Raw genomic sequence first — 22,895 nt, 5'->3', positions numbered from 1 at the left:
GGACTCTGCCAGGAGCCGGCCCGAACTGGACCCGGCCGAAGTCCAGGTCCCTGACCATCTACGTCACCGGTGGCCTGGTTCCGTGTCCGCAACGGTCAGAGGATCGCGAGCTGCCAGGAAACCCGGCCATGGCGCGGGACATGAAGCAAATGTGGGCCCCTTCAATACATCCGGGCCCGGGAATACCATGAGGAATAGTCGTTCACACACCGCCCACGCACGAGGCAGACCATGCCACCACGCAACGACATCGAAGCCCCCCGGAGCAGCCACCACCCGGCCGCCGGTACGCCCCGCCTTGGCCACCGCATCAGGGAAATCCGCCAACAACTGCATCACCGCCACCCCACCGTGACCCGGTACCAGGTCACCGACGCTCATGCCGCCCCGCGCCCGCTCGCCCTGGCGCCGTCGATGTCCGTGACTTCGGACGCCTACCAGACACGCCTCTATACAATGTCCCGGAATCACGACACCCGGGTAAGGCTCGCCGCCGTCCGCGAAGCCATTGCCACCTCCCCCTACATGTGGGAGGACCTGGTCGCTGACGGCGTCAAGGAATGGGTTGAGGAATCCATTGACGATGATGTCCTCCTGGCGTCCGCGCTCGAGTCCTTGGGATCCTTGACTCCCGAGGAGCGTCCCTACCTGGGCAAATACGTAGCCGAGAGGATCTACGAGATCCTCACGAACGCTGAAGCTGCATACTGGCGCCGGGCCGTCCCTTTCCAGCAGCGCTGAGAGTCATCATTTGAACTCCTGTCGCCTGAGCGCAACCCCCGGACCAGATTGTCATAACCAATCAGGCAAACTGATTGCATGGAAGTTGAACTGACCATTGAGAGCCCGGACGGCGAGCAGAGCCGCGTTAGCGCCACCGGCGCCTCCTACGAAGACGCGCTAACCAAGGCCACAGAGCTCGTTCCGGAAGGGTACCGTCGCATCGTCATCCGAAAACACATCGGCTGACCCATCGGGCCTGCACATAAGCCTTCCGGCCGCTGAAACACACAAATGCGTTTCGCGCAGCGGTTCCGTGCTCCGCCGACGGTGTGTCGCATCCTAAGCGCGAAACTCCCGGAACCCGCCGTTTTCGACCGGGATTCGACATCCTGACTGACTCGGCTGTTGAACATTGTGGGTGCAGAATGGGGGCATGTGCAGACGCTGCGACACACCTGAGCTGATTGACCTGACAACTGCGCGGCTCCTTTGATGCGCGAGCGGCAACTTCGCCGGTTGCTCGATGTGAAGCAGGACGACCGCTTCCCGATCATTGGAGAAGGTCTGGCTCGCCTAGGAGAGCACGTTGACGGCTTGGCGAAATCTGTCGTGACGCTAGAGAGTGCCGGAGACATTCGTGGCGCTGCCGCGCTTGACATTATTTGCACGGAGGAAGCGGCGAAGATTCTCATTCTGCTCGACATGTCCCGGAGCATGCACAAGCAGAAAGAGTTCACGAAGTGCTTCCGAGACTTTTATGACCACCTTCCCCGCGCCATCTACGCCTACGTCCACGAATCAAATCCGTCCCTCTACGCCGAAGTCATGGGCTACGTTGAGGATTGCCGCCCCAGCCACTACCTTGACGGGCCCAATGACGCCGACTGGATCTTCCGAAACAGTCTCAAGCGCCAACGCGAGACCACGCTGTACGTGGACTACGAGGAAACGGAACCTGGAAAATATGAATGGACGGGCGGAGATCCGGAGCTCGTCCAAGTGTCGCGACCGATAACACGTCTGGTGCTTGCCATGCGGACGGCAGGGATGCTGACAGAGGCCGGCGCCCGGGCTGTGGCCATCGCATGGGCGAACTCATCCTTTGACGAATCGACGCGCTGGGAATATTGCCGGGACAGGAATACCCGCGTGCTGCAGGCTTTGGTAACAGCAGAAACGGAAGCAACAAGGGAGCTGGCTGATGCATGGCGAACCGTGCAGGAGAAATGGACCTTTCCCCTGACCAAGCTGAACCTATCCGTGGATGACAGCACCACCATCGACCAGCTGAAGGATGAGCAGGCCGGGTATTACAACCGGATGATGTTGGACGAAATGGGACCCCTTGACTACCGCGATTACTGAGATTCCTGCCCCCTCCCCGCTGCTTGGCACGTGGCGGCCGGCATCGTTCCGCCATGCCTGCTGTCAGTTGACCCTTGAACGGCAGCCATCGGAATCCTGACGACTGCAGGCGCGGATGTGGCGGCTTGTCCTGGCGACTGTGTACAAGCTGCTGCCAACTTACGCGGAGGATTCAGGGGGCCGAACCGGACCTGGTTCGCCAGCTGCGGGAGAAACCCAAAGTCAGTAGTTTTCGGCCACGTATGCGTAGGCGTGGTCGAAGAGCTCCCCTGACGCTGGCAGACCGTACCGGACCAATACCTTGCGAATCGCGATGCGGACTGCTTTGTCGCCCTCTTTGCTGTTGTTCCAACCGTCCCATCGGACCTCCTTGACGATGGCGTCAATGTCAGCGACAACCTTCCCGACGATGACCGGAACGTCGTGGGGTTTGTACTCTTCAAAGATCTGGGTGAGGGCGCCGACGTTCGGGTCCGGTAGCAGGTCCAGCCCGACAACGCCCGACTCGTCCTCTGCCTTCTCAGCTGAGGCGAGGTCACGGGCCAAATCGAGCAGGTCCCGCAGGAAGTCCACCGAGTCGCGTGCCTGGGCAAGCTGGCGTTCCCGGAGCCGTTCCAGACGCTCGGCGATCGTGCGGTAGACGGAATGGGTGCCGTTGGCACCTTCGAGCCGTTTCCGCAGCCGTGTGGCAATATTGTCCACGACCTCAGCGGCCGTGGTCACGGTGTTGTCGCCGCTGCCCTCGTCAGGATCGATAACCCCGGCTTCGATGAGCCGTTTGATGGTGCCTTCATCTGCGATGACGACGTCGACCCCGGTGTCTTTGACGGTGACCTCGCCAATGTGGCCATGTACGAGCTCCAAGGTCTTGGCGCCAAGTCGGTGCCAAAGCAGGTCGCGGGTGTCGTCGGCCGGCGCAACGGAGGCATACACCTTGGACAGCCACCGGTAGTCGGCCCGGTGGGCTTCGAGTCGCAGGTCCGGATAGGCAGCCTCCCAGATGCCCTGCAGCATTCCGTACTGGGCCGCGAAGCGCTCCATGGCCCTATCGTCGGGGATCCGGTCGTGTGCGGCCTGGAGCGCCTCAAAGCCGCTGGCGGAGCGGTCGATGCCGGCGAACCGGTCCAGGACGTTGGCGATCTCCATGTCGAACTGTTCCAGGAGCGAGTCCGTTTCGATTTCCTTGCGGGCGTGCTCCGGGTTGGCTGGCGACATGGCCCTGGCGAAACCGTCACCGAGGCCGACGTAGTCCACAATCAGCCCGTAGCGCTTCTCCTGGCCGGTGGACGCGTTCTTCCAGTTCCTGTTCGTCCTGGTGATGGTCTGGTACAGGGTGTGCAGCTTCATGGGCTTGTCCAGGTACATGACGCCCTCGATTGGCGCGTCAAAGCCGGTGCCCAGCTTCGAGGTGACGACAACGAACTTCAGCGGGTCCCCGAGCTGACGGAACCGGTTGAGGATGGCCTCTTCCTTGTCATCGGTCAGCCGGAATTGCTGCCAATCGCTGTCGTCCTTGGTCTGGACGGACATGACCACAGCTGCCTCATCGGGGCCGGTACCGTCCTGGGTGCGGGCTTCCAGCTGCCGGGTCAATTCCGAGTGGTACGCCACGCAGAGGCCCCTGTCGTAGGCGACAACCTGGGCTTTCATGCCCAGCGGGTCGATCGTGGAGTAGAAGTGCTCGATGATGTCGGCGCAGACCTTACGGACCCGTTCCGGGTTGGCGAAGAAGGTCCGGGTGTCGGTGGCCTTGGCCGCCACAAACTCCTGCTCCTCCTCGGTCAGACCCTCCTCGGCGGCCAACTCACCGAAGGCCTTGTCCAGGTCGGCTTTGCGGATGTGGAAGTCCACCAGCCGCGGCGAGACGTGCATGGGCACCGTGGTCCCGTCGGCGATGGACCGGTCCGAGTCGTAGGTGTTCATCGCATGGTTGGGGTCATCAGGGTCGCCGAAGAGCTCGTAAGTGTTCCGGTCCTCATCGGCGATGGGAGTGCCGGTGAAGCCGAAGAAGCGGGCGTTCGGGAACGCGGCCCGCAGGAACTTACCCAGCTGTCCTTCCTGGGTCCGGTGGGCTTCGTCGACCAGGACGATGATGTTCTCCCGGGTATTGAGGACACCGGCGCTCTTGAACTTATGAACGGTCGTGAAAATGATGCCCCGACGGTCCTCAGACAGGATGCGCCGCAGCTCCGCGGCGTTCTCCGGCGCCTCCAGGGATGGCATGCCGGCCCTCAGGAACTGCCGGTACATCTGTGTGACCAGCTGGATCCGGTCCGCGATCAGGATGATGGACGGGTTCTTCAGCTTCGGCTCGTTGACCAACTTCACCGCGGCAAATAGCATCGCCAGCGTCTTGCCCGAACCCTGGGTGTGGTGGATTAGGCCCTGCTTTTTGGTGCCGTGCAGCGCACGGGCGTGGATGGCCCGGACGGCCTCCACTTGCGGGTAGCGAGGGACAATCTTGTGCAGGCGCGGCAGGCCCGAGTGCTTGCCTTTGAGTTCGTACGCGGTGAAATCGGCGATCACCGACAGGACGGTTTCCGGGTTCAGGAGCAGTTCGACGCTGCGTTTCACCCGCGGCCAACCCGAGGGAAGGATGTCCTCCTCCGTGGATCCCCACACGCCCCACGATTCGATGTCCTGCCCGACGGCCCCGTAATGGAAGTCCTTGCCGTCTGTCGCGACAGAGAACGCATTGGGCACGAAGAATTCCGGCCAGCCTGGCTCGTAGATGGCGTGGATCTCGTGGGCGGCCTTCAGCCAGGTGATCCGGGCGTCCAGCCGGGTCTTGGTCTCGACCACCACAAGCGGTATGCCATTGACCCAGAGTACTAAATCAAATCTGCAGGAATGCCCCGGAGTGCCGAAGGTGACCTCATCGGAGACGGCCAGGATGTTGTTGGCGGGATTCTGGAAGTCGATCAGCTGGACCGGGTCGAATCCCTCCCGGCCCTGGAACCGGTGGGTTTTCTGCCCGCGGAGCCACTCCAGGAAATGCTGGTTGGTCGGGACCAGCCCGTCCTCCCGTGCCGACAGCATCAAGCTTCGCAGCGGCGACAGCAATTCTGCCGCGCGCTCCGGGACTTCGGCAACAGCAGGATTCAGCCGTACCAGTGCCGCGCGCAGATCAGCCTCGAGCAGCACGTCCTCGGTGTGCCGGTCCAGCTGATACCCGGGAATGTGCTTCCACCCGGCGGCCACCAGCAAATCCAGGACCGGCTGCTGCACCGTGTTCGACTCGTTGAACCCCGCCACGTTACGCCCCCGGCTCTTCGTCGAGGACCCACGCCAGTTTCAGTGGCAGCTTGTTCCGCGTCTCCTGCGGAAGGTCGGCATAGACCTTGAAAAGTTGCTCCATAAGGGCCTCCGAATCCCAAAAGCCCATACGTGTCCGTTGATGGGAGAACTCCCTCTTGGCATTGGTGTTGATTCCTCCCCACGCGACGAGAAGCCCTTGGTCCGCTTGATTGCTGGTGACGGCTCCCTGCAGTCCGCGAACAACAGGGGCGCCAATCTGTGACGATTCGGACTTGACCTCAACAACAAGCGTCGGGGAATCCAGCCCCAATGGTCCGCGTCCGGCCAGGATGTCCACGCCGCCATCAGGGCCTTCCGGCGAAACATTGCAGACGTATCCCAGGACGGTCAGAATGTCGGCAACCAGGTACGTGAGCTTGTGGCCGGAAAAGTTCTCAACGATATGTGTCCGGATCCTGTCCTTGATTGCATCCATCGTCGGAACAGTCTCGGGGTCGAGCACACCCGCCGCCTCAATGTCGGCAGTAGTCGCGCTCGTGGCCTGCGCCAAGCCTGGCATTGCGCCGAAAAATCCTGGGTCGGCCCCGTTGCGAAGAACTGCATGCAGTCGGTCGTCGGCGTTATGCCGAGACGGGCTAAATACCGTCATTGCCCCGTTGATCATGTTCAGTAGGTCATCCTTCAACACCGAGCGAGAAAAGTGCTCCGGGTGCCAGTCGACGTCAATATGATGCCGGCGCCGCCTGTCCGCGGCGGAAGCGTCATACGAGTACCCGGCCCGGCAAGTCCCGAAGGCCAGCTCCCCGCTACGCTTCAGCGGCATGATGATCAAATCTCCAGGTTGGATAACGCCCTGCAAGGCCCACAGCTGGCCTGTGTAGTTGGCCCGCCGCATCACGGAATCGCCGGGGAACGCAGCGTCGACGAGTGTCCTCACATCCTCACGGCTTCGGCAGGCAGACATGTCGCCGATCTCAGGCCATCCGACACCCGCCCGACCCGAGCTAAGGTTCCAATCCTCGTCTTCCCCGCTCGCTCCCGCCCGAACCACCCACGTCGTCATACCCCCACCGCCTCCATCGAGTCCGCCCCCATCAGCTCGTCATACGTCTCTGGAATTCTATGCGCACCGGAGAGGAGGGCAGAAAGCAGTTCGGCGCGGAGCGAGCGGAGAGAATCAGCGGTCGCCCGGAGCTTAGATATGACGTCGAGCTGGCTCTTGTTCAGCGACCCGATTCGACCCTGCTCTTCCGGGTCTGCAGGCCACCCAACGGACAACTGCCGGATTGCTTCCTGAGAAATGTTCTTCATGCTTCCTGACGAACCCGTTCCGCTCATTTGGATCTGCGTTCTGGCTTTCGAAGTGGCGAGAACAGCTACCAGAGAAGCCGGATCGACTCCGGCCTTAGGAACCAACCGCAGCGTCTTGTCTGAAAGGAACAGATTCGGGTAGTCGTCATCCACCAAGCAGGCCAGCCCCACCCGTTCGGGCGTATTGGCGCGGCTGATGAGAATGTCTCCGGCTCTAACCGACATGGAGGCGTTGAAAATATTAGGGTTGTCGACGGTCTTGGATTCGGACGGGAGAAAACCAAGTTCGCTAACGGCACTGACCTTTAGAACGCCGTACTCCTCCGCAACAGGTGGGCGGCCTTCTGCCGATGGGCTCTTACCTCCAGATATTCCTGCAAGCAAGTCGCCCACATGAACTAGCGGAAATCCCTTGAAGGAATTGTCCAGCAGTCTGTGTGTGATGGACCAAAGGGTATTGGCCTGTTCATCGGCCGCATCGATTGCTTTGTCCACGGCGCCGATCAGGTCAACGGTGCGCCGCTGCTCATTGATAGTCGGTACTGAGACTGAGATTGACGAGAACGTCTTCCACGGGAGGCTGCGCCGGCGGTTGATACTTCCCTGTGCCATGTCTCCGTAGGTTGCCAGCATTTCGGGGGACCGCAACAGGTGTTCGAAGTACCGCGGGTCGTGATCCTCGCTGGTCCAGCGAAGGATCGTGTACATGGGGCTGACCACGCCAAGAAAGTCGTGGCTGTTCCGAGCGATGGAGCCTTCATCGATGTGAATCGTTGAGTAGGCCCAGCCCGCGGGGCCAAGCGTTTTGTAGGTGTTCAGCTTGTCGGATGCCACGCGGCGTTCGTGATAGTCGGACCCGAGTACGACGCCATCGTATTTTGAGATGGCAAATACCGGAGGTTCTTCAGCATATTCACCAAGGCGCTCATTGCTGACCTCGAAGACGTCTCCGAGCCGGATGGGCTTCATCGGATCAGAAGACAAAGCCGGCCGCCTTCAGCTTTTCAGCCAGCACAGCTTCGGCAGCAGCGAGCTGCTCGCGGCTTTCCTGGTAGGCGATGAGGGCTTCTTCAACATTGACCTCGGCGATGGTATCGGTCTTGATGTAACGGCCGATGTTCAGGTCGAAACCATTGGCCTCGATCTCATCCAGCCCGACCAAGCGGAGGCTTAGGCCGTCTTCACCGTCGATGTCAGTGCCATCTTTGTAGGCAGCGTCGATGACCTTGATGTCGCAATCTGACATGGTGTTCTGGTTCTTGCCGGGGACGAACCGTTTGGACGCGTCGATGAACAGGACCTTGTCCCGCCGATCCGCCGGCTTCGCTTTCCGGAAGATCAGCAGGCAGACCGGGATAGACGTCGAGTAGAAGAGGTTGTTGGGCAGGCCGATGACGGCTTCCAGTAGGTCCTTGCCGATCAGGCATTCACGGATGGCGCCTTCTTTGCCGCCGCGGAACAGCACCCCATGGGGCATGACGACGCCGACCCGGCCGGTGTCTTCCCTCATGGAGGCGACCATGTGCTGGATCCAGGCGTAGTCGCCGTTCTTGGCTGGCGGGATTCCGCAGACGACGCGGCCGTAAGGGTCGTTGGCCCAGCCCTCGGCGCCCCAGTTCTGGAGGGAGAACGGCGGATTGGCGATGACGACGTCGAACTTCTGCAAGCCGTCACCGTCCAGGAGCTTCGGTTCGCGGAAGGTGTCGCCGCGGACGACCTTGAATTCCTTGAGCCCGTGCAAGTACAGGTTCATCTTCGCGATGGCGCTGGTGGTCAGGTTGATTTCCTGGCCATGCAGGCGGAGCGTCCTTGGGTCGCCCCCGGCTGCTGTCACCGCGGTGACTGTTTCGACGAGCATGCCGCCGGAGCCACAGGCAGGGTCGGCGATGGTGTCTCCCGGTTTCGGGTCAAGGATCTTCACGAGCAGGTGGACAACGTGGCGGGGCGTGAAGAACTCGCCGGCCTTCTTGCCGGAGGCTTCAGCGAACTCCCGCAGCAGGTATTCGTATGCGGATCCGAGCATGTCGCCGTTGACGCTGTCCGGGTCCAACCGGACGGAGTGGAAGGAGTTCAGCAGCGCGGCAAGGGCTGACTGTGGGAGCCGCTCCTGGTTGGCCCAGTGGACATCACCGAAGACACCGGCGAGGGCGTCAGGGTTGGCCTGCTGGATCCGCTGCAGGACGTTGTCCAGCTTCACCCCGGTCTGTTGCGCGGTTTCGATGACATCGGCCCAGTGGCAGTCGTCGGGGATGACGAACGTGTGGTAATCAGCTTCAATCTCATCCGTCAAGGCTGCCCCGAAATCTTCGACGGCTCGTGCATGCTCGTGGTCCCAGCCGTCGCTGATCCACTTGAAGAACATCACCGGGAAGACGTAGGCCTTGAAGTCACCGGGATCGACCGGGCCACGGAGGGCGTTCGCCGCCGACCAGAGTGTCGATTCAAGCTGCCGCTGGGTCAATTGACCCGGATCTGAAATTGAGAGCGTCAAGGTAGTCCTTCTTATAGTGCATCCGACGGTGACAGGCACCAGTCAAGACTGTATCCAACTTCTCCTTGCTTATCCGTGCAGCCCAAAGCTAGGACGACATCCCAGAACCGAGAAGCCGGCAGGCCAGCTTTCTGAACCCAAGCGCAGGCCCCCATCGCTGTGCTTCCTGGTGCGACCTGAATGAGAACAATTTCGGCCCGGGGCGACCAACCGGACCGATCGCACTTCTGATCTTGAGTCGTCCGGACTGACGTCGCCCGGGAGATTCTCCCAAGCAAAGAGTCAGCGGTGAGTCTCGTGATTGGCCGCCCCGGTCCCGAGCTTCCTGGCGCAGCCCCCGCCGGCGGTGGACTTTGTGAAGCGCCTCCACAGAGGGTGATGGCACACTTTAGTTCATGGCTGAGATCGAATACCGAGGGCAATCCACGCTGCTGGCCACCATTGTTCCGGCGCGGGCGGCGTACTTGGTTCAAGAAAACAGCAGGGATGGTTTTAGGCGGGCAGTGCAGGAAGCAAGTACTCGCTGGGCCGGCATGACGGAACCGATAGTCCCCGTATCGGGGGATGGACATATTGACGAGGCGACGCGAAGGATGCTGGATCTGGCAGGTGTTGATGGGCTGGTCAACGTGGACCTTTCCGTCGCCGAGGCAGAAACGGCGTCTGAGGAACTGGGGTTACCTTGGGTCCCGCTTGACCAGGCTCGCTGGGCGGATCCTCTTATCTGGACATGTAACCCTGCCGGTGTTGGTACGACTCCAGTTCAGGGGAGTTCTTACGTCGTGGCTGACGCAGACGCAGACGCAGACCTGTGGATGGTAACCGCCGCTGGCACCTTGCCCACCGACTACATCACTGGGATGCAGGACCAGCTTTTCCCAATACGCAGCTCAAGCCGCCCGGATTATTTCGGTAGGTCACAGCTGGGTGAGGCCACTTGGTTGAACCAGACCACGACCTCGTTCGGTGAAACGTACGGTTCTCAGATCCCATTGAATTATCCTGCCGTACTGTGGATCACCAAAGACGATGATCTCCAAGACTGTTGGGAGTTCTGGAATGTTCGTGCCCTTCGCCCGGTCCGGGATGCCAGCAGCGTTCCGATGGTGCTGTTGCCCGTTGGAGAGGTCCAACATTGGCTGGAATTCGACAGGCAATTGGCCGCGTATCTTGCCCGTCCCGACCAATTCTCCCCGGACGTCGTTCTCACCAGCCGTACGGCGAGTGAAGCAGAGATGCTTCAGATCGCCGACGTCCTGCATTTGCAGCCTAATGGGAGCGACAAAGTTCAACCTGGCGGCGGCTACCCCATTCCGGACGAGCAGCGTCACCATCCGTACACATATACGATCTGGAACGATGTCAGCCAGTTTGTTAATTTTCAACGCGTTTATGGGACGGATATGGAGGTCGACGTCCACATATTCAAAGACACCACTACTGTCCAGTTCAGCTCCCCCGTGGTGTTCAGAGGGGGCGGGAACGCGCTGCTGAGGCTAAACGGTGCACCCTTCGAGGGGCTACCGCGTCATAAGAATGTCGCCTCGCTTATCGCGAAGGGGGCGACGTGGCATAAAGACAGCCTTCAGTTGGGCGTCTTTGCGCAGCAGGACTACCGCCTTCAGATTCATGTCCCGAGCCTGCCCGAATCCTTGCACGTGCTTCTGCAAGACGTCACGGTGTCCTACAAGCTATCCGATAAGGGGAGCCTAGCGGACGGACTGCAACAGATGCGCGGCGCCGAGTCGCTACTGAAGCCAGGCATATTCGAGACGATCCGGGAGCTCATCTCGCCACGATCCACCCAGTTCCTTAAAGATCTCAAGAGGCTAACCAAGAATGGTGAGATAACCCCTGAAGTTGAAGAGTTCGCCCATGCCTGGGCCGGTCAGGGGAAGAGAAGATACAAGACTGCCCTCGACCTGCCAAACAATGAAGCGTGGTTGGCGGCAGATGTTCTGGAGGACCTATGCGCAGTGTCGTGGGCGGAACGCGGCTTTGAGATTAAGTGCAGCCGATGCCGCACCTCCAGCTTCGTCCCACTAGCCGGCGATTCGTCAAGGGGCCCCGCCAAATGCCCGGCGTGCCGCGACGAGCAGAAGTACACCAGCAGCAACAGTAAGACGTATGATCGGTCGATTTTCTATAGGCTCGATGGCTTCGTGGACACGGCAAGCGATCAAGGCGTTCTTCCACATCTCCTCGCCATCGCGGAACTAACCCAGCGGGAACCAAGGTCCTGGTTCTTGCCCGGGGTAGACCTCAAGTTCAAGGATGGTACAGAAATGGAAGCCGACATCCTCGGCGTGTACGCGGGTCGGTTCCTTTCCGGTGAGGCGAAGATGAGTGGGAAGGATTTCAATACCAAGCAAATAGATAACGACATCCACCTTGCGGCTGCGGTGGGAGCCGACATCTACGTCATGGCCGCGCCGGATGACATTCCGGAAACCGCGAAAGCTGAAGCGGTAGAAAAGTGTGAGGCATCCGGCATCGATCTCATCGTCTTAGACCGCACGGACCTGCGTCCAACCTGCGTCCTCTCCAACGGGGGCTAACGGACTCTGCTAGCCTCGGGCTTCCCAAAGCGGGGGTACAGGCGTCTTTCATGACGGGTCCTGTCGTTGACACTGCCGAAACCGCCGGCCTGCATGCCGTCAGGACGGTGGTCGCTGGATGATGCTCGCCGCAGCAGCCGGTTGACTTACCGGGGCCGTGATGGATTTCGTTGCCCGGAAGAAATGGGCCACCGCCTGCTCGCGGCATGGGACGCCCTCTCGTGGGCAGGCTTAGCCCAGGGCCGGCGATGCAGCCTCCAGTGCCTTAATGATGCTCCCCCAGTTTTTGTGCGTGGCGGGAGCCAACGTGGCAGCGCCATGGGCGGCCTTTCGATCCGCATCCAGGTAAAGACCGTGCTCGCCGGCAATGCGGTGGAATGAGCTGTTGTGGTGCCGCCCCCGGTCGGAGGTGTCGCTTATGCCTCGCGTTGTTGCCACTGAGTGCGCTGCCTCATGGAGCAGGACGGCGAGCTGCTTCGCGGCGCCGGCCTTGGCGAAAGCCGGTCCGATCCACAACTCCGGCGGCTCGGACGTCCGGTAGTGGGCGAATTTGTGCCCATCAGGCCCCGTAGCGGTAACTGAGAGTACGACGGGCTGCACGTCCGGATGCAATTTACAAATCGCTTCCCACGCCTTCGCGACGGCGGCGATGAGTTTTTTATTGACAATTCCGGTGGAGTTAATAAATCGATTGTACCATCATTCTAACCAAATTTGGTTATTATCCTAACCACCATTGGCTAGTGGAATTCGCAGTACCAGAAAGACCCGTTGGCTCTTCCGGCAATTACGAGCCATGGTTGAATGGGGCCAGCGCAGGGATGCACGCGTGATGAGCACCAAGCACAATCACTCCCGCCGCCGAGATCACTAAGGTTGTTAAGATCTACGAGTGTCATTGCTTCTGACTACGGTAAACCTCCAGCACTCGGATCACGATTTCAGGCCCTTTTCTGCCTGGACCCAGCAACTGTCGCCGCCACCAGGCTGAGTGCTTCGTGAGGTCTCTCAACCAGACGAGGAGTTCTACGGCTGTGGATTCGTCCAGTTGGCCTTTTCGCGCACTCCGGTAAATTGCGGCGATCACCCGCTCACGCACCGCTGCATACTCCGCAGTCAGGACGCTCCCATACTCCTCAGACAGCCCGGTGTAGATGGATTGGTACGTCTCTGGCGGCGGTTTGGGTTTGGAGGCGTGCTCAATCTCAGCCTTGGCCTTCGCTTCCTCGAGGACGCTTTTGATGCTTGGCGAGTACAGCCCGTTCCGGCGCACGATCCAGTCCCTCAGTGGACGCCAGGCGGTTTGGAGTGAACCGCCTCCGTGGAACCCGAAGTAGCCCAGGTCGCATTCTTTGGTCTCCATGTCGATACGGACACGGAATGCATACCCGCCCCGTTCAACCTGGCTCCGGCACGCCTGAATTTCCTCGTGTCCGTAAAGCCATTGAACGTGGTTCATGCACTTGAGGTAGATGTTCGAGCGCCGTTGCATCTCCGCGTGCGTGAGCGGCGATAGCTGGATCTCCAAACCGAGACGATGGGTGTCCTCCGCGTCCCGGACCACTAGATCGCTGCGCCCCTTCCTGTCGGACGTGGCCACCTCTAGATCGCAACGGAGTGAAGTGGTCCCTTCGATCCATCGTTTCAGTTCTTCCTGAATCGCCAGGTGGGTGTACCCGTCCCTTGCGGTAGCGTCACTCAAGTCGCAGACCGCCTGAGGCGCGTGGCTGAAGTAGGGGATGCGCATGTCCCCCGCGGCGAGCTTCAGTTTGCTACCGCATCCGCCCACCGCTATGGAGCAGAAGAACGACGTACGGGATTCTTGGGCTTCGGACCGCATGCGCCTCGCGGCGTACTTCTCTGCCGGGGCGGTCACTACATCGCGAGCTTCCGGGCTTCCCACGACGGCATAGATGGTGTCATGACGCCTCATGGTAGACATATCGTTAGCCCACCGCACCATCTAATTGGATCGGAATGCCACGCCCTTCAGTCGGCATCGCTGCCGGTCGTGGCGAACTACGGCACCGGGATGGACAGAAGCTTGTCATCGCTGTTTCGAACCGTCTTGCCCACGCGCAGATTCTCGAGTGCGGGGGTCGTGTTGACACCGTACTGAATGCTATGCAGCACGATTGTCAGTTCCTCGACGTTTCTCCTGATGAGGTCCAGGATGCGCCACGACTCTAGAGGAGTGAGCACGAGAGACCCTGTCATAAGAGAACTCGCGTCGTGCTCCTGATTAGGAAGACCCAACTCGTCCTCCCCCATCTGCTCTTTTCCACGGATCCCCAGGGCTGCGATCTTCTCGGCAAAGTCGTTCTTCCCCTCCGCCGTTCGGAACGAATTCCGCAGATGCGAAAGCTTGTTCCGGATCCACTGGGCATTCTTAATCGCCGGCGTGGTGATGGTGACGCCGAGATAATCCTCATAGAACTGGTTGCACTCCTCGAGCCTCCACGTCCCCTCAGTGGAGAGCTTCTTCAGCCCGGACCCGTACCGACGAAGCAACTCATGTGCTGACTCCTCGAGGAACACTTCGAAGAGTGTGAAGGCATCTTTGATCACAGCCGACGACAGTTGCTGCCAGTACTGCTCCCAGAAGATGCCCGTCTCGTCCATGAAGTGGTCGTAAGCTTCAGGACCTTGGTACGTATCGGGGGCGATGGACCTGCGCGCCTCAATCTCGGCCTCCTCCTCCTTTGAGGTAAACCAGGCGCTCATACCTTTCGCACTTGTAAGCAGGAAGCTCCGAAGCTCCAGCTCGTCAAAGTGCCAGACTGCGTACCGGCCAGTTGTCACGGCATGTTCAAGACCGACTATTTTCGCTTCGAATTTCACAAGCCGAGCATATGTCAGCGGCGCATCTGCCGCATCGAGGCGTGCCATATCAGACGTCTGGAAGGACGCCGCAAGGCTATCAGAGCCTACCTAGGCCCCGGGCGACGATGGAGATCCCGGCCATCCAGCCCGGCTCCTCCGCGCCCGTATGGTGGTGGTCCAACGGACCCTCCCGCACCCAGCGCCCGATTGGGGTTCCTTCACCGGACGCGCAGAGCGGTGCCCGTGGCGGGCGTGCGGAAGCTGTCGGCGTTGTAGGAGTAGCTGGTAGTGCTGCCAGGGCTTCACGTGCGGCGTCGCCCTTCGCTCCGCGGACCGGTTCGACGGCATCGCGGGTCTTCACGAACACCCAGCCCTCGGCGGTGATCTTGCGTCGTGCTGCAGGCCAAGGATGACCTGGCTGGTGTCATTGCCGAAGCCGCGGCGGAAGCGTGCGGTCACGCCGGAGCCGATGCCGGCGGCGAGTTCGCGGGCGCGGGACTGGAGGTCGCTCAGGATCTCCTGGGCGTCTTCGATCTCGGTGATGGTCGCTGAAGCGTTGGGCAGCTTGTAGGCGCAGGGCATGATGTCTCCTGGTGGGGCGGGATGTGCTTGTCCCGCCCCATGTGCGCGGAGCTGCCGGCCGATGTCACCGCATCTGTGGTCAGGCTGGGTCGATCCAGCGCCGGATGGCCCCGTCAATGTGCACTACGGCTGCACGGAAACCCGGGTAATCCATGGGATCGGGCCTATCGACCCCGGCTGTCATGGCATTCAGGTTGATGGTCTTGCATTTGATGCCCAAGGACCGGAGTGCTGATGCCAGCGCATCCCAGGGCGGCATGGTCTCGTACTTCTCGGACATCTCGTCGAAGGCGTCCTCGAGGGCCTCACCGTCGAGTGCTTCAAATGCCCTGGAAATCCTTTCGCACGGCAACGAAGGCAGTCAGGACAGGTCCGTGTGCATCCTGCTCCGGAGGCGGGGTATTGGCGAGAGGTCCCGATTCGATTCGCTGAACGTTGACCGCGCCGGAGGCTCCACTCTGCTCCAGGTCGAACTCGTTCTGTACTCGGCCGGCGCGAATGAGAAGATCCAGTTGCTCTTCGCCTTCACTTCCAAGGTCGTCCAGCCACTCTTGCATGCCGGGGCCCCTGCCCTGCCAGCCAGACATCCATCTGCCCGGCTCCACTTCGGTCATACCCATATCCGCCATGGCCTGAAGTTCCTGCTCAGTCGGCTTTCCATCCTGTTTCCCGCTCATACGTCATTCCCCTGTCGTCCGGTTACTCGATCGTAAGCCGTCAGATGGGGAGCCGGATGGAGGCGAACCGGGTGGCCACCTCGGAAAGGGACGGGTACTCCTACCCGTTTTCCAAACAGCTCGACGGGGTGTTTTCTGCTGGAGCTTCCGAGACGGACGCCAGCTGGGAGAGTCACTGGTCGCGCGCATCGTGAGAGCTCCCCCAAGTCGGACATCCGTTCATCTACTTTCCGGCGGCCCACCAGAATAGGAGAAGACCTGGATCGAGACGAGTCGCCTCAGTCAGGAGCTTGCCCTTCGAAATGATATTGCTGAGAGTGTAGGCTGCACCCACTGAGGGAAGCCCAACTCTGACAGTGTCAGTTCCGCCCAGGCATGTCGACGCCAACGAGAAGTAGGGGAAGTCCGCGATGGACTCTCCTGGCTTCGCTGCGTTCTTTTCCAAGATGCAGTCGACCCGCGAGCGTAGATTGGCCCCGGTGTTGGAGTAGAAGGTCTTTACGACCTCCTGACCTGGGGCGCCAACAGGGTAAACGATGATGTCCGTGGTGAAAGCATCAGGGGCAATATTCGGCTTGTAGTCGACCTGAATCCGAACATGATCTCCTCCACGCAGTACACCCAGCCCGGGTATCGGTTGCGCGCTCACGGCTGGAGTTTGGAAGAATGCGCTCCACGAAGCGAGGCCGTTCTTGCAGTCTCCGATGACACCTGCCTTCGTTGCCCCGAATGCGCTCACAGTGTCCATTCCCGTCCAGTACGACACCTGCGACGGCTTCGAGTCGCACGTCAAGAACGGGATGTCGAAGCTGGTTTCCGCGTGAGTTACCGGCGAAGTCCCGATGGCTTTCGGCTTGCCTGAGACGCCGGCCCAATTCGGAATGTTGGTCCGGGAGGCTGGCCAGATTTTGTCATAGACAAAGGCTGCCGCCACCTCAGTGGAACCGTTGTAGTCGAAATGGGGACAGTCAACCGCCTTGCCTTGAACCGCTGCAATGCAGTTATTCAGATCTTGGTCGAGTGTCTTTGGTGTGGCGTTGCAGACCGGATCTCCATCCAAACAAAAGCTTCGCGTCTTGGCCGCAAGATCGGCGCTGAGAAAATTGTTGGGAAGCGCGAGCAGTCCGGCACTGGGGCCGAGATATGGAACGACATATTTGCGAACCGCGTAAGGTGCGACCCCGATGCCCGTTGGTTCCTCCACGAACGACCCTCGATCAAACGAGCCCTGTGGTCCGAAATATGGATCGCCAAAGAGCACTACGGCAGAGACCCTTTTCTGTACTGCATGGTCTAATTTTCCGTAGACGCGCATTAGCACGTCAGCCCCTTGGGAGTACCCGCTAAGCACCAACTTGCCTTGGCATCCGCTCTGGATGAAGCTGTCAATGTAAAGGACGGTAAGGCTTACGCCGAGATCGACACTGTTTGTGTATGTGTTTAAGGCGTCCCTGACACCCAGAGCCTGCGCAACCTTGGAGCCAAAAACACTCGTCTTGGTCGACACAATATTTTGGAGAGCCGAAATCGACACCGGCTTATATGGAATTCCGTGCGCGCTGATAGTTGTTCCAGTGTCCGAGAAGGTGCCCGCCATGTACTTGTACAGGCTGGTCGATTCTTTGCCGAGCGAGTCGTAACCGGCATACACACTGCCTGGCTGGTCGAGCTCTCCGCTTCCGGCAAGCCCGATCAGGTTCACGTCCTTGCACACTGGTGCCCCGTCGGCGGAGGCAGCGGACACGTTGACGAGAACCAGTGTGCTTCCAAACAACACGGCTGAGATCCAGGTGGCGATCAGGCGTAGGGTGGACCTCGATTTCCGCCTTCGCACCTGATGGTGATTCGACCCGGACATAAATCTCTTCGACGTTTCATGTTGCATGGCGGTACCTTCGGCGATCGGGCTGCACCGGGGATCTATTCGGGTCTCCGCGTCCATGGGTCAGCCGTGATGTGTGCTTTGCGCCCCCTGAATAGCGGTTCGCGCATTCGGGTTCGAACCCTGACATCGCTAGTTACTGAACAATGGGGCCAATCGTCGTTGGCATCCCCGCCCCGCGGCAAGCATAGGCAAACTTATCTTTCACCAAACGAGTGGCTGCTACTTGCGGTTGTGCGTTGCCAGCACCTGTACGGATGCCTAACTATTTCGAATCGAAGAATCCGAAGGAGGACCCAGTACGGCGGATAGGATTCTCAAAGTCACCATTCATCGACCTCGAAAGCAGGACTATGGCCATCTTGCCGGGCACGTGGCGTGAACCGCACCGCGACGTAGAAATCCACTTCCCGCAAGCCATCGAAGAATGGGCCGAGGCTTCGGTGCCGGTGCTCGAAGAGGTGGCACGGACGTATGGTGCCTGCATCACGTACAAGGATCTTGCCTCCCGCCTCTTCGACGCGACGGGAATTCACACTCGGATGCTTGTCCAGAATCTGAGCGCGAGGCTGTTGAATCGGGTGATCCGGATTTGCCTTGACCGCGATTTGCCGGCGCTGTCCTCACTGGTCGTCCATGCGACCGACGGCATGGTCGGATCCGGTTTTGACGAGGTGCTGCGCGCCGCCGGTCGTGTACTGCCTGGGACCGAGCTCGAACGTGAACGGGCCGCGGCGGCCGAGCGTTTGACCTGTTACCGGGCCTACTGCCCGGAGGTGCCGGCCGATGCGGTGGCACAACTGACCCCAACATACGAGGCGCGGATCAACCCGGTAAAGAAGGATGCCCCAAGGCCAAAACCGGTGTGCGTCGTGCACGGGATCCAGTTGCCGGCAACCGGGGTCTGCGACGACTGCGTCTAAGAAGGATTCGGCGGGAGCAGCACCAATTTGTCGATCGGTCGTCTCTCGCCGCAGGTACCGAACCCGCTGCCGATGAGACCCCGCGCGGCTTAGCGGGGCTCGCCGCCGACACGCGTCCACCAAAATCTTTTCAGCACGGTCACGGAAGGCAAGAAGGTGCGGACGTATGCGGTGCGGGGTCCATGCCAATCTCCTGGCCCGACGCGGTAATGGATGCCGACAATGAAGTCGACATGCAGTGGCATCGTCGCGCGGTAGCCGCAGGTATAGGATCTCGAGCCGCTCATCGAGTCGTTTGCCAACGAAGTCAGACGGGCCGGGAAATGGCCAACGACCACAGACGAGCAACTCAACATTGCATGAAGGCTTGATCCCGGCTTAAGCAGGGCAGGCAGCGGCTCGGCTGGTTCGTGCTGAAACGGGATCCGTGTCTTGAAAGTTGAAGGGTTCTACCCTGCCGTTGTGAATATTCTCTTGCCGTTCATCGAAGTGGCCTCCGGCCCCACTGTCCAGCGAGCACCCCGGAGCTTAACGACCGCAGAGTCATTGGCACGAAACGAATCGGCATCCTACTCCGTACTGTTGGCAACGAGGGCTGCCTGATTTGAAGTTGCTCTTGACATTCCCACACCGTCGGAGCATCTTGTTAGGGAGATTCAATGCGCTAGGAACTGGCCATTCATTTCAAAGCTAGTGCCGCGTTCCTTTAAATTGACTACATTAGACCCGCCACTACAATCGCGCACATTACCCTAAGCAATTAAGCGTGCATAGGGCTAGTTGGACGCCGGCGACGGCAACGCCGCTATTGCGGCTGGTTGTCGCATCTTGAGTTGACTTTCTGTTCAACTCAATCAGGAAAAAGTCTATTCGGTCAGGAGAAAAACTGATGTCGGAGAGTACAAGCGTGCCACAAAACAGAAGTCTTGTAACTGGTCGTACATCTCATCAGATCTACGTTCTCGAAGATGGTAAGCGACGGTGGATACCGGATCTTTGGACAATGCATGCAATTGGGCTTTCGCCAGCAGATCTGGTCATACTCGACGATGATGAGCTGGAAGCCAGTGAGCTATCAGACGCAATTCCGTCCGAAGTACCGACGCCAGAATTGCCAGAAGGTGGGATCATCGAAAGCGAAAATGATGTATTTATCGTTCAGGACGGACGACTCGTCATCGTTGACAACCCGCAAACCCTGCTCACAGGAAACGGATTCGACCCCTCCAAGGTGACTTGGCTCCCCGAATCAGTGATTAGGAGCATGCAATGAGCAAGCTGATCGCCGGAACCGCAGGGAACGTCTATAAGGACTTGGGCGCTAATCACCATATGTGGACCTCCGCCCAATTGTGGGACAACAACAGCCTGACGGCCGTAACCCGCACCCAAAGCGGCACATGGTTTGGTGGATACACAGGCGGAGTCGTTGTAGTTGCGACGGATGCTGCTGGCACCGTTCTGGCCAAATCAACCCTCCACTCGTTCGGAGTCAACGGGACCGTTTTCGGCGGCAGTGACCGCACGGATGGGTGGAACGAAATTCTCAACCCAGGACAACCACTGGCAGGCCGTGCCGTCGCGCTCTACCCCTTCCAGGCCTGGGCCCCTACGTGGAGACTCAAGGAGCCACTTATTCAGGTGGGCTTCCTTCTTTATGACGTCATTAGTGCAATGGCATCCTCGGGATGAATCCGAAAGCGCCCTGAACCGCCCCGCAACCCCAGGGTTACTCCTGCTTGCGGGACGGTCCCATGGCCCAGTGCTCCTGTAGCTGTCCTGAGTGGAAGATCGGTTGGCGCCTGGCTTTGGGCGTGGATCCTGCAAGTGATCCCGAGGAGGCCGCTGCCTTCGTCGAGTCACTCAGACAACTGGACCTCGATTGCCCGACTACTTGGGAGGTCGCCAGGCACATGGGCTCCAACCCGCGCTTCGACGGGAACGACTTTCGTTTCGTTGACAGTCCGTTGCATCGGGAGCAAAATGTTCGTGCAATATCTCCGAGAATTGGACTAATCCTTGGAGCGTCCGGTGGCCTGGGCCGAGCGTACACCCGTGACGCGATTGCGGATGTAGCGGTAATCAGGGCCGCCCCGGGACGCCGATCTGGCTAGGGATGTGGGGCAAAGTGGTTACGAAAAGACGACTGATGGACCCGGGTAATTCCGTTCGGTACACATCCAAACCGCGTTCCTGGCGCAGGTGATCGCAATGTCAGGAAACCAAACAGTACCAGCCCAGGGTGGTGCAGATCCTACAAGCCCTCCAAGCTCGACAGGTCGAGTGTTCATTTCGGCGGACTCCCTGACCTTCCCCACTGCTGCCGCGGTATGTGCGGCCCTAGTGAATAGTTTCGGAGTATTTTCCGATAAAGCATCACATAACGTCTGGATCGTTCTGGGGGTTGCGGTAGTGGTCGGCGCGATTATTATCGTTGTCGGTTGGCCGTCCGACACTTCTACTCCGAAGCAGAAGTGGGTCTACGCGGTCACCGGCTTGCTGAACATACTTTTGCTTTTCGCAAGCACGATGGGACTCACTTCGATGGCGACACAAAGCGTGCCAGGCCTGCCGAGTTGATGGTGAACCGCCCTTGTGAGAGTTGCTTTGCCTTATCGCTTCCCAAAGGCAGCGTCTGACCAAGTGATGGGCATGCAAAGAATTCTTGCACGCACGGCCCCGAAAATCCTTTGCATCTAGGTAAGAAAGCAGCGCTCCCCCACGTCCTACTTTCAAATAATGGAGATTGTGTCAAGTTGAGCATAAAATAGGCATTTTGGTGGACAGATTGTCGCCGAATCAGAACTTACTCTGACATTATGGCAGTTCTCTCTTCGGATCAGTAGGCATAGTTCAGTGCAGAGTTTGAAAGCGCGCCGGACGCTGGCTTCCGATGTCTGAATGACGAGCAGCCCGGTTGGGTTCACCACAATTGTCGCCACGGCCCCGCACGAAGCTGGGTCAAAACCATCTCGGCTTTCATTGCGTGCACCAGGCCGGACTCGGCAAGCCGTCAACGCCGCAGCCGGTCCGGCACCAGTGGCGGACAAGGTCCGGTCAGGCCCGGTTTTTCTGCAGTTTGAGTTCCTCCGGGATGTAATCCCCGGGGAAAAGTCCGAAGCTGCGGTTCGACGTCGGACCGCCTTTCTGATGCTCCAACTGAAGCGTCCGCTTCTCCGCCTGCTCAGCAGGAGTCAATGCCTCATCCCACATGCGATACCACTCGCGATCTGCCTGTAAACGATCGCGTCGCCTGTTTTGCCGCACCAGGACATCGACATCAATGGGCTCTTCTGATGGTTTCGGCGGGGCGATGTTCCTCGCTGGTGACACTGGTTTGACGGATCCTGGTGTCGGCGCGTTTGGCCGGCTCGGGCTGCTATGCGAGGGCTCTGGATGTGGCCTTGCTCTTCTTTGTTCAGCGGCGCCTTTGGCTATTGCGAGGGGCACCCCGACAAATAGAGCAACAAGAGCCCATTGGGCGAACTTGAGGAACAGGTACATGAGTTTGGCCAATGCAATCACTGAATACCAGACCAACTTGCCCATCAGCCAAAACAAAGGCCACAACAGGAAACCCACGAGTCTAAACATCATTGCCTACCTTAGTCCTGGAAGACCTCTTTCCGGGACCCTTGAGAAAGTACCCGGGCAAGCGAGCAGCGAGGCGGCAGGGCTGTGCCGCTCAAAAGCTGTTGCGCAGTTGAACCGCCCTTTGGCGGACTACGCAGATACGGCCGACACGCGGGCAAGTTTTTGTGGATAAGGACTCACAGGTTTTCCACAATTGCCTCGGGTTCGGCGGAACCACCTGTGGATCAAGTGTGGACATCATCCCTGAGCCCTTCGGAGTGCTGGCCTGCGAGCACCCTGGTCGGCCTACGATAGGTTCCCCGATGACTGGAGAGGACGAGTGGGGAACATCGACAGTAAGCCTCGTATGAAGGCATCCGCATGGCAGGTCGCTCAGGGCGGTCGTTGACCTGTGGTCGCTATGGCACTAAGACCCACTTATGTCGGCGCCGGGCGTATCGCGAGGTGATCAGTTGATCGCGATCCCACCCTACGAAAAGAGCGGGCGGGATCGCTCCCGCACGCTCCCTTCCGTGCATCTACCCCTTGCAAGCTCCGTACGAAACGCCCCGGGTCAGGTCGACTTTGAATCCGAACTCCCTCTTGAGGACCCAGTTTCCGGCCAGCTCCCAGAAGTTCCCGATGTCATTGCAAGTGAAATGGTGCCCAGCGCCGGAGACCCACCCGGACTTGGCATCGACTTTCCACTGGCGAGTTGATCCGCCACAC

At 59.6% G+C, this 22,895-nt stretch carries 20 protein-coding genes; 7 read left to right on the top strand and 13 right to left on the bottom strand.

Features of this window, described 5'->3' with window-relative positions:
• The first annotated feature begins 231 nt into the window (after positions 1–231).
• The 3 genes from AB4074_RS03045 to AB4074_RS03035 all read left to right on the top strand — a co-directional run bounded on the left by AB4074_RS03045 (position 232) and on the right by AB4074_RS03035 (position 2,088).
• Entirely contained in the window at positions 232–741 is a 510-nt protein-coding gene (locus tag AB4074_RS03045) for a hypothetical protein (RefSeq protein WP_441412030.1), read from the top strand.
• A 78-nt stretch (positions 742–819) separates the two neighbouring features.
• Complete coding sequence (locus AB4074_RS03040; RefSeq protein WP_441412029.1) at positions 820–969, top strand: hypothetical protein; 150 nt, start codon at positions 820–822, stop codon at positions 967–969.
• Positions 970–1,248: 279 nt separating this feature from the next.
• A complete protein-coding gene (locus tag AB4074_RS03035) occupies positions 1,249–2,088 on the top strand; it encodes an AbiV family abortive infection protein (RefSeq protein WP_441412028.1) in 840 nt (279 codons plus the stop codon).
• A 222-nt stretch (positions 2,089–2,310) separates the two neighbouring features.
• Here AB4074_RS03035 and AB4074_RS03030 read toward each other — a convergent pair whose 3' ends face one another.
• The 4 genes from AB4074_RS03030 to AB4074_RS03015 form a co-directional block, all read right to left on the bottom strand.
• Entirely contained in the window at positions 2,311–5,343 is a 3,033-nt protein-coding gene (locus AB4074_RS03030; protein ID WP_441412027.1) for a type I restriction endonuclease subunit R, read from the bottom strand.
• Position 5,344: 1 nt separating this feature from the next.
• Entirely contained in the window at positions 5,345–6,283 is a 939-nt protein-coding gene (locus AB4074_RS03025) for a restriction endonuclease (RefSeq protein WP_441412026.1), read from the bottom strand.
• Between the two features lie 122 nt (positions 6,284–6,405).
• A complete protein-coding gene (locus AB4074_RS03020) occupies positions 6,406–7,626 on the bottom strand; it encodes a hypothetical protein (RefSeq protein WP_441412025.1) in 1,221 nt (406 codons plus the stop codon).
• 4 nt (positions 7,627–7,630) lie between these two features.
• Entirely contained in the window at positions 7,631–9,148 is a 1,518-nt protein-coding gene (locus tag AB4074_RS03015; protein ID WP_441412024.1) for a type I restriction-modification system subunit M, read from the bottom strand.
• A 395-nt stretch (positions 9,149–9,543) separates the two neighbouring features.
• On the opposite strand from AB4074_RS03015, the gene AB4074_RS03010 reads away from it, so the two are divergent.
• Entirely contained in the window at positions 9,544–11,706 is a 2,163-nt protein-coding gene (locus AB4074_RS03010; protein ID WP_441412023.1) for a hypothetical protein, read from the top strand.
• Positions 11,707–11,937: 231 nt separating this feature from the next.
• Here AB4074_RS03010 and AB4074_RS03005 read toward each other — a convergent pair whose 3' ends face one another.
• The 8 genes from AB4074_RS03005 to AB4074_RS02970 all read right to left on the bottom strand — a co-directional run bounded on the left by AB4074_RS03005 (position 11,938) and on the right by AB4074_RS02970 (position 17,673).
• Positions 11,938–12,306, bottom strand: coding sequence for a hypothetical protein (locus AB4074_RS03005; RefSeq protein ID WP_441412022.1), 369 nt, complete (start codon positions 12,304–12,306; stop codon positions 11,938–11,940).
• A 295-nt stretch (positions 12,307–12,601) separates the two neighbouring features.
• The gene (locus AB4074_RS03000) at positions 12,602–13,648 is read right to left on the bottom strand and encodes a competence protein CoiA family protein (protein ID WP_441412021.1); all 1,047 of its coding nucleotides are present in this window, start codon (positions 13,646–13,648) and stop codon (positions 12,602–12,604) included.
• 77 nt (positions 13,649–13,725) lie between these two features.
• Complete coding sequence (locus AB4074_RS02995) at positions 13,726–14,595, bottom strand: hypothetical protein (protein WP_441412020.1); 870 nt, start codon at positions 14,593–14,595, stop codon at positions 13,726–13,728.
• A 31-nt stretch (positions 14,596–14,626) separates the two neighbouring features.
• Positions 14,627–14,890, bottom strand: a complete 264-nt coding sequence (locus AB4074_RS02990) for a hypothetical protein (protein ID WP_441412019.1) — start codon at positions 14,888–14,890, stop codon at positions 14,627–14,629.
• Positions 14,887–15,111 carry a hypothetical protein gene (locus AB4074_RS02985; RefSeq protein ID WP_441412018.1) on the bottom strand — a complete coding sequence of 75 codons (225 nt, stop codon included), beginning with the start codon at positions 15,109–15,111 and terminating at the stop codon, positions 14,887–14,889. Before AB4074_RS02985 ends, AB4074_RS02990 begins: the two co-directional genes overlap by 4 nt.
• A 79-nt stretch (positions 15,112–15,190) precedes the next feature.
• Positions 15,191–15,391, bottom strand: a complete 201-nt coding sequence (locus tag AB4074_RS02980) for a hypothetical protein (RefSeq protein ID WP_441412017.1) — start codon at positions 15,389–15,391, stop codon at positions 15,191–15,193.
• Positions 15,392–15,431: 40 nt separating this feature from the next.
• The gene (locus tag AB4074_RS02975; RefSeq protein WP_441412016.1) at positions 15,432–15,788 is read right to left on the bottom strand and encodes a hypothetical protein; all 357 of its coding nucleotides are present in this window, start codon (positions 15,786–15,788) and stop codon (positions 15,432–15,434) included.
• A gap of 223 nt (positions 15,789–16,011) precedes the next feature.
• Entirely contained in the window at positions 16,012–17,673 is a 1,662-nt protein-coding gene (locus AB4074_RS02970; protein WP_441412015.1) for a cutinase family protein, read from the bottom strand.
• A 350-nt stretch (positions 17,674–18,023) separates the two neighbouring features.
• On the opposite strand from AB4074_RS02970, the gene AB4074_RS02965 reads away from it, so the two are divergent.
• From AB4074_RS02965 to AB4074_RS02955, 3 genes are all read left to right on the top strand, one after another.
• The gene (locus AB4074_RS02965) at positions 18,024–18,593 is read left to right on the top strand and encodes a hypothetical protein (RefSeq protein WP_441412014.1); all 570 of its coding nucleotides are present in this window, start codon (positions 18,024–18,026) and stop codon (positions 18,591–18,593) included.
• 889 nt (positions 18,594–19,482) lie between these two features.
• Positions 19,483–19,866 carry a hypothetical protein gene (locus tag AB4074_RS02960; protein WP_441412013.1) on the top strand — a complete coding sequence of 128 codons (384 nt, stop codon included), beginning with the start codon at positions 19,483–19,485 and terminating at the stop codon, positions 19,864–19,866.
• Positions 19,863–20,285 (top strand): hypothetical protein, encoded by a 423-nt coding sequence (locus tag AB4074_RS02955; RefSeq protein WP_441412012.1) that lies wholly within the window; start codon positions 19,863–19,865, stop codon positions 20,283–20,285. The genes AB4074_RS02960 and AB4074_RS02955 overlap by 4 nt, the downstream gene beginning before the upstream one ends.
• A 1,365-nt stretch (positions 20,286–21,650) precedes the next feature.
• Here AB4074_RS02955 and AB4074_RS02950 read toward each other — a convergent pair.
• Positions 21,651–22,190, bottom strand: coding sequence for a hypothetical protein (locus tag AB4074_RS02950; RefSeq protein WP_441412011.1), 540 nt, complete (start codon positions 22,188–22,190; stop codon positions 21,651–21,653).
• Positions 22,191–22,895: the final 705 nt, after the last annotated feature.

The sequence above is a fragment of the Arthrobacter sp. 2MCAF14 genome, assembly GCF_052115645.1.
Taxonomy (GTDB): Bacteria; Actinomycetota; Actinomycetes; order Actinomycetales; family Micrococcaceae; genus Arthrobacter.
Note: the sequence above shows the minus strand (reverse complement) of the source record. Positions and strands in the feature narration are given on the sequence as shown.

What these genes read in the sequence shown, in the direction of transcription:
- AB4074_RS02950 (WP_441412011.1), bottom strand. Translation starts at nt 22,190, where the DNA reads ATGATGTTTAGACTCGTGGGTTTCCTGTTGTGGCCTTTGTTTTGGCTG.
- AB4074_RS02975 (WP_441412016.1), bottom strand. Translation starts at nt 15,788, where the DNA reads ATGAGCGGGAAACAGGATGGAAAGCCGACTGAGCAGGAACTTCAGGCC.
- AB4074_RS02965 (WP_441412014.1), top strand. Translation starts at nt 18,024, where the DNA reads ATGGCCATCTTGCCGGGCACGTGGCGTGAACCGCACCGCGACGTAGAA.
- AB4074_RS02980 (WP_441412017.1), bottom strand. Translation starts at nt 15,391, where the DNA reads ATGTCCGAGAAGTACGAGACCATGCCGCCCTGGGATGCGCTGGCATCA.
- AB4074_RS03045 (WP_441412030.1), top strand. Translation starts at nt 232, where the DNA reads ATGCCACCACGCAACGACATCGAAGCCCCCCGGAGCAGCCACCACCCG.
- AB4074_RS03040 (WP_441412029.1), top strand. Translation starts at nt 820, where the DNA reads ATGGAAGTTGAACTGACCATTGAGAGCCCGGACGGCGAGCAGAGCCGC.
- AB4074_RS02985 (WP_441412018.1), bottom strand. Translation starts at nt 15,111, where the DNA reads ATGCCCTGCGCCTACAAGCTGCCCAACGCTTCAGCGACCATCACCGAG.
- AB4074_RS02970 (WP_441412015.1), bottom strand. Translation starts at nt 17,673, where the DNA reads ATGCAACATGAAACGTCGAAGAGATTTATGTCCGGGTCGAATCACCAT.
- AB4074_RS02955 (WP_441412012.1), top strand. Translation starts at nt 19,863, where the DNA reads ATGAGCAAGCTGATCGCCGGAACCGCAGGGAACGTCTATAAGGACTTG.
- AB4074_RS02995 (WP_441412020.1), bottom strand. Translation starts at nt 14,595, where the DNA reads ATGGCACGCCTCGATGCGGCAGATGCGCCGCTGACATATGCTCGGCTT.
- AB4074_RS03000 (WP_441412021.1), bottom strand. Translation starts at nt 13,648, where the DNA reads ATGTCTACCATGAGGCGTCATGACACCATCTATGCCGTCGTGGGAAGC.
- AB4074_RS03020 (WP_441412025.1), bottom strand. Translation starts at nt 7,626, where the DNA reads ATGAAGCCCATCCGGCTCGGAGACGTCTTCGAGGTCAGCAATGAGCGC.
- AB4074_RS02960 (WP_441412013.1), top strand. Translation starts at nt 19,483, where the DNA reads ATGTCGGAGAGTACAAGCGTGCCACAAAACAGAAGTCTTGTAACTGGT.
- AB4074_RS03010 (WP_441412023.1), top strand. Translation starts at nt 9,544, where the DNA reads ATGGCTGAGATCGAATACCGAGGGCAATCCACGCTGCTGGCCACCATT.